Annotated in this window: 14 protein-coding genes and 1 other RNA gene; 11 read left to right on the forward strand and 4 right to left on the reverse strand. The window is 72.9% G+C overall.

Annotated elements, in window-relative coordinates:
• Window positions 1–112: 112 nt before the first annotated feature.
• A complete protein-coding gene (locus JIG38_RS11745) occupies window positions 113–1,423 on the reverse strand; it encodes an ABC transporter substrate-binding protein (protein ID WP_199424011.1) in 1,311 nt (436 codons plus the stop codon).
• A gap of 190 nt (window positions 1,424–1,613) precedes the next feature.
• Complete coding sequence (locus JIG38_RS11750) at window positions 1,614–4,160, reverse strand: glycoside hydrolase family 2 protein (protein WP_199424012.1); 2,547 nt, start codon at window positions 4,158–4,160, stop codon at window positions 1,614–1,616.
• 139 nt (window positions 4,161–4,299) lie between these two features.
• Between JIG38_RS11750 and prfB the strand changes: the two genes are divergently transcribed.
• From prfB to ssrA, 7 genes are all read left to right on the forward strand, one after another.
• The gene (gene prfB, locus JIG38_RS11755) at window positions 4,300–5,412 is read left to right on the forward strand and encodes a peptide chain release factor 2 (RefSeq protein WP_199424013.1); all 1,113 of its coding nucleotides are present in this window, start codon (window positions 4,300–4,302) and stop codon (window positions 5,410–5,412) included.
• Between the two features lie 280 nt (window positions 5,413–5,692).
• On the forward strand, window positions 5,693–6,382 hold the full coding sequence (ftsE, locus tag JIG38_RS11760) for a cell division ATP-binding protein FtsE (protein WP_199424014.1): 690 nt from the start codon (window positions 5,693–5,695) through the stop codon (window positions 6,380–6,382).
• Between the two features lie 6 nt (window positions 6,383–6,388).
• Complete coding sequence (gene ftsX, locus JIG38_RS11765) at window positions 6,389–7,303, forward strand: permease-like cell division protein FtsX (protein ID WP_199424015.1); 915 nt, start codon at window positions 6,389–6,391, stop codon at window positions 7,301–7,303.
• A 5-nt stretch (window positions 7,304–7,308) separates the two neighbouring features.
• The gene (locus JIG38_RS11770; RefSeq protein ID WP_199424016.1) at window positions 7,309–8,652 is read left to right on the forward strand and encodes a M23 family metallopeptidase; all 1,344 of its coding nucleotides are present in this window, start codon (window positions 7,309–7,311) and stop codon (window positions 8,650–8,652) included.
• 62 nt (window positions 8,653–8,714) lie between these two features.
• Window positions 8,715–9,185, forward strand: a complete 471-nt coding sequence (gene smpB, locus JIG38_RS11775; protein ID WP_199424017.1) for an SsrA-binding protein SmpB — start codon at window positions 8,715–8,717, stop codon at window positions 9,183–9,185.
• A 152-nt stretch (window positions 9,186–9,337) separates the two neighbouring features.
• Entirely contained in the window at window positions 9,338–10,270 is a 933-nt protein-coding gene (locus tag JIG38_RS21045; RefSeq protein WP_199424018.1) for a GGDEF domain-containing protein, read from the forward strand.
• 177 nt (window positions 10,271–10,447) lie between these two features.
• Window positions 10,448–10,815, forward strand: a transfer-messenger RNA (tmRNA) gene (gene ssrA, locus JIG38_RS11785).
• Window positions 10,816–11,055: 240 nt separating this feature from the next.
• On the opposite strand, the gene JIG38_RS11790 is transcribed toward ssrA, so the two are convergent.
• The gene (locus JIG38_RS11790; protein WP_199424019.1) at window positions 11,056–11,376 is read right to left on the reverse strand and encodes a hypothetical protein; all 321 of its coding nucleotides are present in this window, start codon (window positions 11,374–11,376) and stop codon (window positions 11,056–11,058) included.
• A gap of 514 nt (window positions 11,377–11,890) precedes the next feature.
• Between JIG38_RS11790 and JIG38_RS11795 the strand changes: the two genes are divergently transcribed.
• From JIG38_RS11795 to JIG38_RS11805, 3 genes are all read left to right on the forward strand, one after another.
• On the forward strand, window positions 11,891–12,553 hold the full coding sequence (locus tag JIG38_RS11795; protein WP_199424020.1) for a Type 1 glutamine amidotransferase-like domain-containing protein: 663 nt from the start codon (window positions 11,891–11,893) through the stop codon (window positions 12,551–12,553).
• Between the two features lie 59 nt (window positions 12,554–12,612).
• Entirely contained in the window at window positions 12,613–13,263 is a 651-nt protein-coding gene (locus tag JIG38_RS11800) for a methyltransferase domain-containing protein (RefSeq protein ID WP_199424021.1), read from the forward strand.
• Window positions 13,264–13,361: 98 nt separating this feature from the next.
• The gene (locus tag JIG38_RS11805) at window positions 13,362–13,979 is read left to right on the forward strand and encodes a maleylpyruvate isomerase N-terminal domain-containing protein (RefSeq protein WP_199424022.1); all 618 of its coding nucleotides are present in this window, start codon (window positions 13,362–13,364) and stop codon (window positions 13,977–13,979) included.
• A 105-nt stretch (window positions 13,980–14,084) separates the two neighbouring features.
• Here the strand turns inward: JIG38_RS11805 and JIG38_RS11810 are convergent, their stop codons facing one another.
• Window positions 14,085–14,390 (reverse strand): hypothetical protein, encoded by a 306-nt coding sequence (locus JIG38_RS11810; RefSeq protein ID WP_199424023.1) that lies wholly within the window; start codon window positions 14,388–14,390, stop codon window positions 14,085–14,087.
• A 218-nt stretch (window positions 14,391–14,608) separates the two neighbouring features.
• On the opposite strand from JIG38_RS11810, the gene JIG38_RS11815 reads away from it, so the two are divergent.
• The gene (locus JIG38_RS11815; RefSeq protein WP_199424024.1) at window positions 14,609–16,198 is read left to right on the forward strand and encodes a M28 family metallopeptidase; all 1,590 of its coding nucleotides are present in this window, start codon (window positions 14,609–14,611) and stop codon (window positions 16,196–16,198) included.
• The last annotated feature ends 381 nt before the right edge of the window (window positions 16,199–16,579 follow it).

Raw genomic sequence — 16,579 nt, forward strand, 5'->3', positions numbered from 1 at the left:
GTCGGGGCGGGGGGGCCCGGGGGGGGCCCCCCGGGCGCGGGGGGGGGGGGGGCGGCCCCCCCCCCGCCCGGCACGCTGCGCGTCAGCGACGCGACGAGCTGCGCGGAGCGGCTCAGCCCTGTGCGGCGGCCTCGGCCTCGGCGACCGCGCGGTCCCAGGCCTCGGCACCCGTGGAGAGGTTGCCCGCCTGGATGTCGTTCAGGACGTTCTCGACGGCGACCCGGACGGGGCCGTTGCGCTTGCCCAGGTACTGCGGCTCGAGCTCGAGCGCGGTCGTGGAGAAGATCTGACCGGTCGGCGCGTTGTTGAAGAACTCGTCCTGCTTGGCCTGGATGGCCGGGTCCTCGTAGAGCGCCGGCTGCGACGGCAGGTTGCCGACGGTGTTGAAGACGGCGATCTGCTGCTCGGGCTCGACCAGCCAGCTGAGGAGCTTCCACGCCTCCTCCTGGTGCTCCGACTGCGCGGGGATCGTGAGGAACGAGCCGCCCCAGTTGCCGCCGCCGCCGGGGATGGCGGCGATGTCCCAGAGGCCCGCCTTGTCGGGCGCCTGGTTGCGGATGTGGCCGGTCATCCACGCCGGGCAGGCGAGCACGGCGAACGCGTCGTTGGCGAAGCCCGCGTTCCACTCGTCCGACCACGCGGCGATGTTCGCCGACAGCCCGGCGTCGATGATCTCGCCCGTGAGCTCGAAGGCCGCCTTGGGCCCGGGCTCGAGCGTCAGCTCCTCCTTGTCGTTGAAGAAGCTGTTCTCCTGCTGCGCCAGGATGGGGTTGAAGACCTGGGTGGCGTTGTCGATGAACTTCTTGCCGCCCGAGCCGGCGACGTACTGCTCGCCGGCGGCGATGAAGCCCTCCCAGCCCTCGTCGTCCCACAGCGCCGAGACCGACTCGCGGTCCGACGGCAGGCCCGCGGCCTCGAACAGGTCGTGGCGGTAGCACAGCGCCTGGCCGCCGACGTCGGTGCCGAGGCCGATCTGGGTCGCGCCGTCGGGCGAGAGCGACTGGTTCCACTTCCAGGGCAGGTAGCGCTCCTCGTAGTCCGCGGCGCCGAGGTCCATGAGGTTGACGAACTTGTCGGCCTGCTCACGGAACTGGACGATGAAGCCCTCGTCGATGGCGACGATGTCGGCGGCACCCGAGCCGGCGATGAGCTGCTGCTGCAGCGCCTCGTGCTGGGCGTTGAACTCGCCCTCGACGAGCGTGATGGTCACGCCCGGGTTCTCCTCCTCGTACTGCTCGGCGAGCTGGGTGAAGCCCATGTCGCCCCAGAAGTGGATGGAGAGGTCGACGGACTCGGAGCCGTCGCCGCCGTCCTCGCCCTCGCCGGGCTCGGTCCCGCCGCCGGTGCTGCAGGCGGTGAGGAGGAGTGCAGATGCTGCGCCGACCGCGAGGAAGCTCGCGGGCCGGGATCGAGACCACTTCATGCCATATCCCCTTTGGTGGCTGTGGATGCGCTCCCACGTTGGAGCGTTCCCACAATGTAGTCCGCGTCACAATCGGTCCGACAGCAGGGCCCGGTCACGACTTGGTTACGATCGGAAGGCGAAGTAAGTCCCCCTCGTGCGGGGCGCGACAGACCGGCCCCGGGGACGACGGCGCACGGCGAACGTGTCCTCAGAGTGACGTGCGCGAGTCTGTGACCAGCGAGTTCGCGCTCCGCAGGACCTCAGGTGACACGAGTCGCCTTCCGTCTCCGCCGAGGGCGCTCCGGACGGTCAGGAGCCGTGTCTCCCCAGGTAGCAGCGTGATGAGCTGATCATCCACGCTCCCACGCGGGTCGACCTTGTCGACCAGGAGAGCGAGGTCGCGGACGAGCGTCCGCGCGGTCACCGTGACGACGAATCCCCCGTCCACGGCGGCGACCGCGGCCTCGAGCGCCGCGGGCTCGTACGCGAGCTCCACGTCCTCCGCCCACACGTGCACCGTGCGGACTTCACCCGCTGCGCCGTCACCTGAACGGACCACCAGCACCTCCCGCGTCGCGTCCGCGACGGCCAGCACGTCGTCCGTCAGGTCCAGGAGCGCGACGGACCGAGGACCGACCGCCATCTCCATGGAAGCGCTTGCACGGACATTCCCGGCCAGATCCATGCGCTCGGCGAGCACCGGCCCGGACCACGCCTGGTCCGTGTCGTTGACCGCGACGGCGACGAGGCGTCCGTCGCGCGGCTGCACCGTGAGGAGACGGTCGGCGTAGGCCGCGCGCAGCGCGTACCAGAGCGGCTTGGGGCGCTCGTCGCCGTCGACGGCGGCCCACGACGTCACCGGCCAGCAGTCGTTGAGCTGCCACACGACGGCGCCGGCGGTGCGCGGCCACCACGACCGGTAGTGCTCGAGGGCGAAGCGGACGGCGCGTGCCTGGTTGAGCGACGTCGCCCAGTGCCAGTCCTCGAACGCCTGGGGCGTGGGCAGGTGCGGCGCGAGCCCCCGCTCGAGCTTGCCGTTGCCGTCCTCGGCCTTCTGGTGGAGCAGGAAGGCCGGCGAGTCCTGCGCGAGCGCGTCGGCCGGCACCGCGCGCGTGAGCGTCGCCCACGTGGCGGGCCCCTGCCAGCCGAACTCGGAGCAGAACCGCGGCACGTCGTCGCGGTAGTGCACGTAGTCCCGGCGGTTCCAGCACTCCCACTCGTGGTGCGTGCCGTGGTCCGGGTCGTTGGGGTGCGTGCCGCTGACGTCGGAGCCCGGCGAGTACGGGCTGTTCATCGAGTACGGCCGCGTCGGGTCGAGCTCGGCGACGATCCCGGGCAGCAGCGCCGTGTAGTAGCCCAGGCCCCACGTGGTGTCCGCGAGCTGCTCGGACCAGTCCCAGTCCCAGTAGCCCCACACGTTCTCGTTCGCGCCGTTCCACAGGACGAGCGACGGGTGGCCCATGAGGCGCACGACGTTCTCCCGGGCCTCGGCCTCGACCTCGCTGCGCAGCGGCTCCTCCTCGGGGTACGACGCGCACGCGAAGAGGAAGTCCTGCCACACGAGGACGCCGGCCTCGTCGCACAGCTCGTAGAGGTCGTGGCTCTCGTAGATGCCGCCGCCCCAGATCCGCAGGAGGTTGAGGTTCGCGTCCACGGCCTGCCTGAGGCGCCGCGCGTACCGGTCCCGGTCGACGCGCGTGAGGAGGTGGTCGTCCGGGATCCAGTTCGCGCCCTTGGCGAAGACAGGTCGACCGTTGACGACGATCGTGAAGGGCGTGCCGTGCTCGTCGGGGGTGCGGTCCACCTCGACGGTGCGGAACCCGATCCGGCGCTCGACCAGGCCGAGCGTCTCCCCGCCCGGTCGCGCGAGCGTCACGGCGAGGTCGTGCAGCGGCTGCTGGCCGTAGCCCCGCGGCCACCACAGCGCGACGTCGGGCACCTCGACCTCCACGACCGCGGCGTGGGCGCCCGCGGGCACGACGACCTCGGCGGAGCGTCCGGCCACCTCGGCGCGCAGGGTGAGGTCGACGTCGTCGTCGCCGAGCCCGGAGCGCTCGACCTCGACGTGCACCGCGACGCGGCCCGTGGGCCGGTCCCCGGCGACGTCGTCGACCGTGACGAGCGGGCGGACCTGGGCGAGCCTGGCCACGCGCCAGCGCTCGAGGGCGACCGGGCGCCAGATGCCCGCCGTCTGGAGGTCGGGCCCCCAGTCCCAGCCGAACGAGCAGGCCATCTTGCGGACCATGTTGAACGGGTGGTCGTAGACGTGGGCGCGCCGGCCGAGCGTCCGCTCCAGCTCCTCGGCGTGCTCGATCGCTGGCCGGACGTCGACGGTGAGCGCGTTCTCCCCGTCGGCGAGGAGGTCCCGCACGTCGACGCGGTACGAGCGGTGCATGTTCGCGGTGCGCGCGACGACGGTGCCGTTGAGGTCCACCGTCGCGACCGTGTCGAGCCCCTGGAGCACGAGGTCGACGCGCTCGCCGTCGGCGGCGGCACGCGCGGCGAACGCCGTCGTCCAGCGCCAGTGGGTGCGGTGCGCCCAGACGAGCGCCTCCTCGTTGCGGTCGAGGTACGGGTCGGGGATGAGGCCCGCCGCGAGCAGGTCGGTGTGCGCGCTGCCCGGCACCGTGGCCGGCACGGCGCGGTCGCGGAGCGCGTCGGGGAACGGTCCGTCGACCGCCTGGAGCCACCAGCCGTCGTGGAGCGGCTCGGCGGCGGGCACGACGGTCCCGGGGACGTGGGTGGAGGCGGTCATCTCGCTCGTCTTCGACTCAAGGGGGTGGCGGGCGCGCCGGGACTTTGTTCGCCTGCCGAAGATCCTAGGTGCGTCCCGTACCCCGCTGGCAAGAGGCCGCGGAGCGCGGGGCCCGCGGGCTCGGATAGCCTGGACGGTCGTGGCAGCCACCGACTTCCCCTCCGAGATCGCCGCGCTGCGCGCGACCCTCGGCACCATCAGCGCCGTGAGCGACCCCGAGGCCCTGCGGGCCCGCATCGCCGACCTCTCCGAGAAGGCCTCGGCCCCGGACCTGTGGGACGACGCGGAGGCCGCCCAGAAGGTGACGTCCGCGCTCTCGCACGCGCAGTCCGAGCTCGACCGCATCGCGGGCTTCGAGCAGCGCCTCGAGGACCTCGAGACGCTCGTGGAGATGGCGCAGGAGGAGGACGACGCCGACACGCTCGCCGACGCCGACGCGGAGCTCGTCACGCTGCGCAAGGACCTCGGCGCGCTCGAGGTCCGCACGCTCCTCAACGGCGAGTACGACTCCCGCGAGGCCGTGGTGACCATCCGCGCGGGCGCGGGCGGCGTCGACGCGGCCGACTTCGCCGAGATGCTCCTGCGCATGTACCTGCGCTGGGCCGAGCGCCACGGCTACCCGACCGCCGTGCTCGACACGTCCTACGCGGAGGAGGCGGGCCTGAAGTCGGCGACCTTCGAGGTCAAGGTGCCGTACGCCTTCGGCAACCTCTCGGTCGAGGCGGGGACGCACCGCCTCGTGCGCATCTCGCCGTTCGACAACCAGGGCCGCCGTCAGACGTCGTTCGCCGCGGTCGAGGTCGTCCCGCTCATCGAGCAGACCGACCACATCGACATCCCCGAGAACGAGCTCAAGGTCGACGTGTTCCGCTCGTCGGGCCCCGGCGGCCAGTCGGTCAACACGACCGACTCCGCCGTGCGCCTCACCCACCTGCCGACCGGCACGGTCGTGTCGATGCAGAACGAGAAGAGCCAGATCCAGAACCGCGCCGCCGCCCTGCGCGTCCTGCAGTCGCGGCTGCTCCTGCTGCGCCAGGCCGAGGAGAAGGCCACGCAGAAGGAGCTCGCGGGCGACATCAAGGCGAGCTGGGGCGACCAGATGCGCTCCTACGTCCTCCAGCCGTACCAGATGGTCAAGGACCTGCGGACGGAGCACGAGGTCGGCAACCCGTCGGCCGTGTTCGACGGCGACATCGACGACTTCATCGAGGCCGGCATCCGCTGGCGCCGCCGCGGGGGCGCCGACTCCTGACCCCCGGCCCCCGGGTACGGACGCTCGAACGCGAGCGTCCGTGCACATCGGCACGTCCAGGACACCTCCGGCTGCACGGACGCTCGGAACCGAGCATCCGGGCCCGGGGGGTGCCCGGTATGTGGGGGTACGGCGCACGACGACGCCTGGGGCGCGTTCACAGGTCGGGTGACGGCGGCGTGTCCCGCCCGGAGGCGTCGTCGTGCCTGCTTACGCTCGAAACGGTGCGGTCGCGGCGACGACCGCCACGGCCCCCGCCCCCGACGACTGGCTCCACGTTGTGATCCGATTCGAGAACGTCACCAAGGTCTACGCGCGCGGCGCCCGCCCGGCGCTCGACGCCGTCGACCTCGAGGTCGAGCGCGGGGAGTTCGTCTTCCTCGTCGGCGCGTCCGGCTCGGGGAAGTCGACCTTCCTGCGGCTCGTGCTGCGCGAGGAGCGCCCGACGGCCGGCACGGTCTACGTCGCCGGGCGCGACCTCTCGACGCTGTCGACCTGGAAGGTCCCGCACCTGCGGCGGCAGATCGGCGCGGTCTTCCAGGACTTCCGCCTGCTGCCCAACAAGACGGTCTTCGAGAACGTCGCGTTCGCGCTCCAGGTGATCGGCAAGCCGCGCCACCACATCATGACGACCGTGCCGGACACGCTCGAGCTCGTCGGTCTGGGCGGCAAGGAGAAGCGCCGCCCGCACGAGCTCTCGGGCGGCGAGCAGCAGCGCGTCGCGATCGCGCGGGCCTTCGTCAACCGGCCCTCGATCCTCCTGTGCGACGAGCCCACCGGGAACCTCGACCCGACGACGTCGGTCGGGATCATGCGCCTGCTCGACCGGATCAACCGCACCGGCACCACGGTCGTCATGGCCACCCACGACGACGAGATCGTCGACCAGATGCGCAAGCGCGTCATCGAGCTGGACGACGGGCAGCTCGTCCGCGACCAGTCGCGCGGCGTCTACGGATCGACCCGCTGAGGAACCATGCGACTCCAGTTCATCCTGTCCGAGATCGGCCTCGGCCTGCGCCGCAACCTCTCGATGACGATCTCGGTCGTCCTCGTGACCTTCGTGTCGCTCACCTTCGTCGGCGCGGCCGGCCTGCTCCAGCTGCAGATCGACCAGATGAAGGACGACTGGTACGACAAGGTCGAGGTCTCGATCTTCCTGTGCCCGAGCGACTCCGACTCCCCCACGTGCGCGGGCGGCGAGATCACGCCCGAGCAGACGGAGGTGCTGCGCGACCAGCTCGAGTCCGAGTCGCTCGCGCCCTACGTCGAGCAGGTCTACTACGAGAGCAAGGACGACGCGTACGTCGCGTTCCAGGAGCGCTTCGCGGACGAGTGGTGGGCGCAGGGCGTCACCGCCGACCAGCTCCAGGCGTCGTTCCGCGTCGCGCTGGTCGACCCCGAGCAGTACCAGGTGGTCTCCGACGCCTTCACGGGCGTGGCAGGCGTCGAGGAGGTCCGCGACCAGCGGCAGGTGATCGAGCCGCTCATCCTCGTGCTCAACCGGTCCAGCCTCGTCGCGGCCGGGCTCGCCGCCGTCATGCTCCTCGCCGCGGTGCTGCTCATCACGACGACGATCCGGCTGTCCGCGATGAGCCGGCGCCGCGAGACGGGGATCATGCGCCTCGTCGGCGCGTCCAACCTCTTCATCCAGCTGCCGTTCATGCTCGAGGGCGCGATCGCGGCGACGATCGGGGCGGCGCTCTCCGTCGCCGGCCTGTGGTTCGGGGTGCGGTACCTCGTCGAGGACTGGCTCGCGGGCGAGGTGCAGTTCGTCCAGTACATCGGCACCGACGCGGTCTGGACGCTCGCGCCCGTGCTGCTCGTCGTCGCGATCGGGCTCGCCGCGGTGTCAAGCGTCGTCACCCTGAGCCGATACACGAAGGTGTGACGCCCATGCCGAGCCGGACCTCCCTCCCCCGTCGCCTCGCCCGACGCCTGCGTGCGCCCTGGGCGATGCTGCTCGTCGCCGCGCTCGCGCTGACGACCGTGCCGGCGTCGGCCGACGAGTACGACGACCAGCGCGCGCAGAACGAGGCGAACCAGGCCGCCGTCGACGCCGCGATGGAGGCGCTGCAGACCGAGCTCGAGCACACGGACGCCGCGCTGGTGCAGGCGTACGCCGAGCTCCAGGGCATCCAGGCGCAGATCCCCGTCGCCGAGCAGCAGCTCGCCGTCGCGGAGGAGACGCTCGCGCGGCTCCAGCGCGAGGCGGCGATCATCGCCGAGCGCCTCGTCGTCGCCGAGGCGGAGGAGGCGACGATCACGACGCAGATCGCGACCGACACCGAGCGCGCCGACCAGACCCGCGTGGCGATCGGTCAGATGGCGCGCAACGCCTACAAGGGCGACATGACGCAGTCCTCGCTCTCGGCCGTGCTCGACGCCACGAGCAGCGAGGAGTTCGTCGAGCAGTCGGCGCTCGCGTCGACGGCGCTGCGCACCCAGACCCAGGCGCTGCGCGACCTCGAGCAGATCAACGGCGTCAACCGCAACCGACAGGTGCGGCTCACCGCGGTGCGCGAGGAGATCACGGCCCTCAAGGCCGAGGCCGACGCCAAGGTCGTCGAGGCCGAGGCGGCGCGCGCGGCCGCCGAGGCACGAAAGCTCGAGCTCGAGCAGCTCCAGGCGCAGGCCACGGCCAAGGCGGCGGAGATCGAGGCGGCCAAGGCGACGATGCTCCAGCAGGAGCAGCAGCTCGCCGCGCAGCAGGCCCAGCTCGAGGCGGACCTCCAGGCGATCGTCGCGGCGCAGGAGCAGAGGCGTCGCGAGGAGGCGGCGGCCGCTGCCGCCGCGGGCCGTCCGGCGCCGTCCCAGGGGTCGACCGCCGCGCGCCCGTTCATCAACCCGAGCTCGGTCAGCCCGATGGTCGTGACCTCGGACTACGGCATGCGGTTCCACCCGATCCTGCACTACTGGCGCCTGCACGCCGGCACGGACATCCGCACCTACTGCGGGACCCCGCTCTACGCGGCCGCGAGCGGGACGGTCGAGTGGGCGCGTGCGCGCAGCGGCTTCGGCAACCAGGTCATGCTCAACCACGGGTACTGGAACGGCTCGTCGCTCATGGCGAGCTACAACCACATGACCAGCTTCGCGGTCTCCGCCGGGCAGTCCGTGTCGCAGGGCCAGCTCATCGGCTACGCCGGCAACACCGGGACGTCGGCCGCGTGCCACCTGCACTACGAGGTGTACGTGGACGGCAGCACGGTCGACCCCCGCCCGATGATCAGCGGCTGACCCGGCTCCGGTCGCCGGGAACTCGGGCGACCGCTGTCGCACCCATCCCCTAGCCTGGTGGCATGGCCAAGGAGACGGGACGCAAGCTCGTCGCGTCGAACAAGAAGGCGCGGCACGACTACCACATCGACGACACGTTCGAGGCGGGTCTCGTGCTCACGGGCACCGAGGTCAAGGCGCTCCGCGCGGGCCGGGCGTCCCTCGTCGACGGCTTCGCGAGCATCGACCGCGGCGAGGCGTGGCTCGAGGGCGTCCACATCCCGGAGTACACCGAGGGCACCTGGACCAACCACGCGCCCCGGCGCAAGCGCAAGCTGCTCCTGCACCGGCGCCAGATCGAGGAGCTCGAGCGCGAGAGCCAGGCGAAGGGCCGCACGATCGTCCCGCTCGCCCTCTACTTCGTCGACGGCCGGGCCAAGGTCGAGATCGCGCTCGCGCGAGGCAAGAAGGAGTACGACAAGCGCCACGCGCTGCGCGAGCGGCAGGAGAACCGCGAGGCCCAGGCGGCGATGAGCCTGCGCAAGAACGCCTGACCCCTCACCCGCTGGCCGGCGGCCTCTGTCCCGCGGGCCGCGCTCGGAGCGGGTGCCCGCCCGTCGAGACGGTGACGTCCGGCGCTCACGCCGCCGTCGAGGACGCCGATGAAACCGGTGAGGGCCGCGGGGGCGGCCCGCGAGGAGCGGACGTGGGAGCACGTAGTCAGGGGCGGTTGACCCGCCGGGACGAGGCACGCGTGCTCGCCCGGGCGTGCCTGCTCGCGGGCGCCGTCGTCGGCGTGACCGCGCTCGTGCCCTTCAGCCCGACGGCGCCTCGCACGCTCGGCGCGGTCCTGTGCGTCGTCGCGCTCGGCCTCGCGCTCGCGCTCCACCGTGCAGACGCCCGCGCGCGGGCGTGGCACCTGCACACCGTGCTCGGCACCGCGACGGCGCTGGTCTCGCTGTGCGTGGGTGCCTCGACGACGCCGAACGGGACCATCGTCACCGCGATCTCGTTCCTGTGGATCGGCATCTTCTCGGCGGCGTTCCACCGTCGCCGTCTGCTGCTTCGCCACCTCACGGGGATCGGTGCCGGCCTGGGCGTCGGGCTGTGGGCGTCCGGTGCGACGTCGGCCCCGCAGACGTGGTTCTTCCTCATGGCCACCATCGCGAGCATGGCGCTCGTGCTCAACGGACGCATCGTCGACCTGCGCCTCGAGGCGACGACCGACGAGCTCACGGGCGCGCTGTCGCGGCGTGCGTTCCGGGTCGCCGCGGAGCTCGAGATGGCGCGCGCGGCGCGCTCGGGCCGCCCGCTCACGCTGGCCGTCGTCGACCTCGACGACTTCAAGCTCATCAACGACGTCCACGGGCACGCGGCCGGGGACGCCGTCCTGTCCGGCCTCGCGCGCAGCTGGCGCCGGGCCCTGCGGGCCGACGACGTCGTCGGACGGTACGGCGGCGACGAGTTCATGCTCCTGCTCCCCCGCACCGACGCCGCCGACGCCGCCCCGGTCCTCGAGCGCCTGCGGTCGGACCTGTGCGCGTGGTCGGCAGGCGTCGCGACCTGGCGCGGCGAGGACTTCGACGACTGGTTCCGCGCCGCTGACCACGACCTCTACCGCGCCAAGGCGACCGCCTAGCACGCGAGGACCCGGTCCTGGAACGGATCCGGCGCCCGCGGCGCCGGCGTCGTTCCAGAACCGGCCCCCGCACGGCTGACCTCGGGGAATGCCGGCGACGGCGGGCGCGTTGTGCCGTACGCTGGACCTGCTCGATCCGCGGACCTCGTCCCGGGCCGGGTAGTTGACAACTGCACAGGGGGTGATCGGTTTCGACGATGGTCGTCGTTCCAGGAGAAGCGGGCTGAGGATGCAGGGTTATCTCATTAACGCTCCCTGCAAACCCATAGGTGCCGATTCCAAGCGCACCGACTTCGCACTCGCCGCCTGAGCGAGTCCTGAAGTCCGTCAGCCTGAGGTAGCTCTCGACTCAGTGTCTGGCGTCATCTAGAGAGCCACTGCTCGCAGCGTTCGCCGTCGGCGCTGCGGGGACTCTCAGACGGCTGAGCCCGTCAGCGACTCGTCTGCGTGATCGCTGGGGCTGAGAAAATCATCAGCAGACTGCGCCCGGAGAAGACCTGTTTCACTGCCATCGGACGCGGGTTCGATTCCCGCCACCTCCACACACGGAGGTCGTCGCGATCGCGACGACGTCCTTGGTGATTGCCACGAGGCCCGTTCCCCTGCTGGGGGCGGGCCTCGCTGCGCTCGGACGACTGGCTCCGTGCTCGGTCGGACCAGAGGTCCTCGCACCAGCTCCACGCCGGTGCCGGGACCTGACCCCAGCACCACGACGAAGGCCCCCAGGGGCTCCGGGACGGGCGTTCGCCGTGCCCTGGGTCAGTGCGACGTCGCGAGGCGGCGACTCACGGCACCAGGGTGGAGTAGGACGCGCCCGCGACCGTGACCGCGAGGGCCACGACGGTGCCCGCCGCGAACGCGACAGGCCGACGCACCGCGAACCCGAGCTTCGGAAGGCCGGCGACGGGTGCCCCCAGGGCGATGCCGGCGATGCCCCAGCCGATCCACGCGGCAGCCGGCTCCGGGTCCTTGCCCGCGAACGAGCCACCCGCCAGGTGCCCGATGAAGGCTGCGAGGCCTGCGACCAGCAGGCTCAGCAGGCACGCAGCAACCAGGGGCCCGTACCTGGGCCGCCGTGGGTCCACGTGGCCCTCTCCGGCGCTCATCGGGACCTGACCGTGATCGCACCGGTCGCCGCGACCCGCCCGGCCGCGATGGTCGCCGCGAGCTCGGCAGGCCCGTCGACACGGACGGTGCCCGGTGTCCTGACCTCGACCAGGGCGGCGGGGGCGACGCGGGTGGTACCGACGAGCGCGGTCGCCTGTGGCCCGGTCGTACCGGGGGTGAGGGTGCCCGGCGTCAGCAGACGCAGCGTGTGCGCGGGCCTGGCGGTCGGCCCGGTGATGCGGCGAGCGCGAGTGCGATGCACCTTTCCCCCGGGACGCTGGTCGTTGGCGGCGGCAGTGCCGGCAGCGTCAACGTACTGATGAGTCGCAGGCCTGGTGGCTGGTTCCGTCACTCGGCACGCGGTCCCCCTGAGGCGACGCCGCATGGCCACGGAGCGAGGGCCGGCGGACATCGACCTGACCGCAGGTGAGATCCCCGACTCGTCGTGGCGATGACTTCTCGTCCCCGCCCGGGTCTGCACCCCTCGTCCCACGAACCCACGAGGAGGCACTCGTGAAGCTCCTGCTCACGTCCGGCGGCGTCACCAACCCGAGCATCCACGCCGCGCTCGAGCGGCTGCTCGGCACGCCCGTCGCCGAGTCGCGCGCGCTGTGCGTGCCGACGGCCCAGTGGGGCCACCCGATGTGCGGTCCGGCGAGCGTGGCGGGTCTCGTCTCCGCAGCGCCGGGGTTCGAGCACCTCACGGGGCTGGGCTGGGCGTCGCTCGGCGTGCTCGAGCTCACGGCGCTGCCGAGCATCGGCGCGGAGCGCTGGGTGCCCTGGGTGCGTGAGGCCGACGTGCTGCTCGTCGACGGCGGTGACGCGACGTTCCTGAGCCACTGGGTGCGCGAGTCGGGGCTGGCCGACCTGCTGCCGTCGCTGGCCCACACGGTCTGGGTGGGGGTGAGCGCGGGCAGCATGGTCATGACGCCACGCATCGGCGACCTCTTCGTCGAGTGGGCCGGCGCGCCGGACGACCGCACGCTGGGCGTCGTCGACTTCGCGATCTTCCCCCACCTCGACGCCTTCCCGAGCAACACCATGGCGCACGCCGAGCGCTGGGCCGCCGGCCTCGACGTCCCGTCCTACGCCATCGACGAGCAGACGGCGATCCAGGTCGTCGACGGCACCGTCGAGGTCGTCTCCGAGGGCCGCTGGCGCAGGTTCGAGCCGTAGCCCGCGGATCGCCCCGAGTTGGGGCGACGCAGCGCCCGGCCCAGGAGGAGGATGCCCCCGTGGCCGACTGCTGCGACCCCCGCGGGTGCGACCGGGAGTTCGACGACCGGTTCGCGCGACGCAGCGCGGCCGCCTATCGCTCGCAGGGCCTGAGCCGGTCCGCCGAGGCGATGGTGTCGGCGCTCGAGCGGCGCGGCATCGAGGGCGCGAGCGTGCTCGAGATCGGCGGCGGGGTCGGTGCGATCCACCTCGAGCTCCTGCGGCGCGGCGCGGCGACCGCGACCAACCTCGAGCTCTCGCCCGCCTACGACGCGGAGGCCGCGCGGCTGGTCGCGGAGGCCGGCCTCACGGGCCGCGTGACGCGCCGCATCGCGGACCTGGCCGTCGACGCGGACGCGGCGGACGACGCGGACGTCGTCGTCCTGCACCGCGTCGTCTGCTGCTACCCGGACTACCGGCGTCTGCTGGGCGCGGCGGCGTCGCGCGCCCGGCGCCTGCTCGTCTTCTCCTACCCGCCGCGCACCCTGCTCACGCGCGGCGTCGTCGCGCTGGACGCGGCGCGTCAGCGCCTCGTGGGACGCGAGTACCGCGCGTTCGCGCACCCGCCCGAGGTCATGTTCGCGGTGCTCGCGGCGGCCGGCCTGGCGCCCGAGCGGATCCACCGGGACCTCGCCTGGCGCGCGGCGCTCGCCGAGCGCCGCGACGGCTGAGGCCGCTGCGGGCACACGTCGCGCCGTTCCGGTGCACGGGGCCGCGCCGCACACGGGCCGACGTCGACCGCCGGCACCCGGGCTGCCATAGTCACGCCATGGGCCCCACCTGGACCGAGGCACGCGGCGTCGTCGCCGAGGCGGCGGCGTGGTTCGTCGCGACCGCAGCGCTCGTGGGCGACCGCTGGTCGCATCCCGGGCTCGGCGAGTGGGACGTCCGCGCGCTCGTCGGCCACACGAGCCGGTCGCTGCTCACGATCGAGGCGTACCTCGCCACGCCGGCCGCAAGCGTCGACGTCCCGACGACCGTCGAGTACTACCGCGCGACGCGCGCGATCGCGGCCGGGCCCGACGTCGCCCAGCGGGGGCGGGACGCCGGCGCGGCCCTCGGGGCGGACCCGGCGGCCGCCGTCGCGACCATCGCGGCGCGTGTGCTGCCGCTGCTCGACCGGACGGACGGGACCGAGCTCGTCACCACGGTCGCCGGGGGCATGCGCCTGGCCGACTACGTGCCCACGCGCACGTTCGAGCTCGTGGTCCACACGCTCGACCTCGCGGCAGCGCTCGGCGAGCCCGCCGAGCCGCCCGCCCGCCCGGCGGCGCAGGCCCTGCGCCTGGTCGCGGACCTCGCCGCGGGAGCCCCCGACCTCGCGGGCCCGCTGCTGCTCGCCGCCACCGGGCGGCGCGGGCTGCCCGACGGCTTCACGGTCCTGTGAGCCGTGCTCGGGCTGCGGCCGGCGCGCGGGTTCCCCTCGCATGACGCCGCCGACCGTCCCCGGTCGACCGCGCCACCCCCGCACGCCGGCCTCACCGCGTGAGGCTCAGCCGCACCAGGCGAAGAGCTCGGGGCTCGTCCGGTGGAGCTTCACCACCTGGCCGAGCGAGAGGTAGCTGCCCTCGGGCAGCTCGGCGAAGATCGGCCCGTCCACCGGGTCGGCGAGGGTCGAGTAGTCGACGGTCTTCTGCGCCGCGGCCTGCAGCAGGCCGAGGTCCTTGAGCGTCCCCAGGCCTGCCTGGACGCACGCGGCCCCGGCGTCGGCGGGGGCCGCGGTGGCCGGCGCCGCGACGAGGACGGAGCCGACGAGGACGGCCGAGGTGGCGAGGGCGGTGGCGAGCTTCCTGGACATGGTGACCTCCGAGGGTGCGGGTCCGGGTCCGGGCGGTCCCGGACCTCACAGGCACTACGCCGGCAGGCGCCGCGACGGATGCGCGGTGGCCACGATCGCTCCGGTCGCTGCCCCGGTGAGGCCGTCCGTTCACCCGAATGGGTGTACGGGAGGCGGCGTCTGACCTATCGTCCGAGAGATCGGGCGACACCTGGGCGCCCCGATCGAAGGGACCGACGATGCTCCCCACGCAGGACAGGAGGCGCGCGCCGATCGCGCTCGCCACCTCCGCTCTCGTCGCCGCCGCGACCGTCGCGGCCGGACCGGCAGCGGCCGCGCCCTCGACCAGCGCGTGCGACACCCGCACCAACAACACCTACCAGAAGCTCCTCGAGTGCGTGCGCGTCGAGGGCGTGCTCGAGCACCAGCAGGCCTTCCAGGCCATCGCCGACGCGAACGGCGGCAACCGCGCAGCCGGCACCACGGGCTACACCGCGAGCGTCGAGTACGTCGTCGAGCGCCTCGAGGCCGCGGGCTGGACCGTGGAGCTCGACGAGTTCGACTTCACCTTCGTCGCCCCGGCCGAGCTCGAGCAGGTCACGCCCGTCTCGGCGACCTACGAGACCGGCGTGTTCACGGCCACCGGCTACGGCGAGGTCACCGGGCAGGTCGTGCCGGTCGACGTCGTGCTCACGCCCCCGTACGCGCCGGTGACCAGCGGCTGCGAGGACGCCGACTTCGTCGGCCTGGACTTCAGCGGCCCCGCCGACATCGCGCTCATCCAGCGCGGGACGTGCGAGTTCGGGATCAAGGCGATCAACGCCCAGGAGGCGGGCGCCGAGGCCGTGATCATCTTCAACCAGGGCAACACGCCCGACCGCTCGGGCCTCATCACCGGGACGCTGCTCGGCGAGAACCAGACGCCGGCCTCGATCCCCGTCGTGGGCGCGTCGTTCGCCGACGGCGTCGCCCTCGCGGCCGCCGGCTCGACGGCGCGGGTCAAGGTCGACCCGCCCGAGCAGCGCCCGCAGGTCAACGTCATCGCCGAGCTCCCGGGCCGCAACCCGGACAACGTCGTCATGGCCGGGGCCCACCTCGACTCGGTCCAGCGGGGACCGGGCATCAACGACAACGGCAGCGGCTCGTCCGCCCTCATCGAGATCGCCGAGCAGCTCGGCACGCTCACGCCGCAGAACACGCTGCGCTTCGCGTGGTGGGGCGCCGAGGAGAGCGGGCTGCTCGGCTCGCGCGCGTACGTCGCCGGGCTCGACCAGGCGGGTCTCGACGAGATCGCGCTCTACCTGAACTTCGACATGGTCGCGTCGCCCAACTACATCTTCATGGTCTACGACGGCGACCAGTCCGGCTTCCCGGCGCCCGTCGTCGTGCCCGAGGGGTCGGTCCAGATCGAGGACCTCTTCGAGGGCTACTACACGAAGATGGGCATCCCCTACGACGACGCCGAGTTCAGCGGGCGCAGCGACTACCAGGCGTTCATCCTGGCCGGCATCCCCGCGGGCGGGCTGTTCACGGGCGCCGAGGTGGTCAAGACCGAGGAGCAGGCGGAGATCTGGGGCGGCACCCCGGGCGAGCAGTTCGACCCGTGCTACCACCTCGCGTGCGACACGATCGACAACCTCTCGCTCGAGGCTCTCGACGTGAACTCCGACGCCATCGCGACGGCGGTCCTCACCTACGCGTACTCGACCGAGACGGTCAACGGGGTCGTGGGCAAGAAGGTGCCGGGGCGGTTCACGATCCCCGCGCCGGCCGGTCCCGAGGGCACGGTCGGCAGCGACGGCGGCCACGCGCACGACGGCGAGTCCTGACGCACACCGACGACCGAGGGCCCGGGACCGCACGGTCCCGGGCCCTCGGCCTGCCCCGTGCGACGCCGTGCGGGCGAGCCCTTCGCGTACGATCGTCGCGTCGACCGCGCTGACCGCGGTCGGGGTCCGGACGAGGAGCGAGCGATGCGGGACGTCACCGCGGGTTGCGGGGTGGCCGCCGTGGCCTGCTCAGGCGACCGCCGCTCCCGCGTCCCGCACCCCTGAGTCCTCGCCCCACCGCGCCGACGGTCGCGACCGGGCTCGGGCCGGCGGGCGCGCCCCCGACCCTCCGCCCCTCCCCTCCCTCCCCGGCCCGCGCGCGCCGCGCCGTCGCCGCGGAGCGTGCTCGCCGCGCCTCGACGGCCGCGGCGCGCGGGGACG

Source organism: Actinotalea solisilvae, assembly GCF_016464425.1.
Taxonomy (GTDB): Bacteria; Actinomycetota; Actinomycetes; order Actinomycetales; family Cellulomonadaceae; genus Actinotalea; species Actinotalea solisilvae.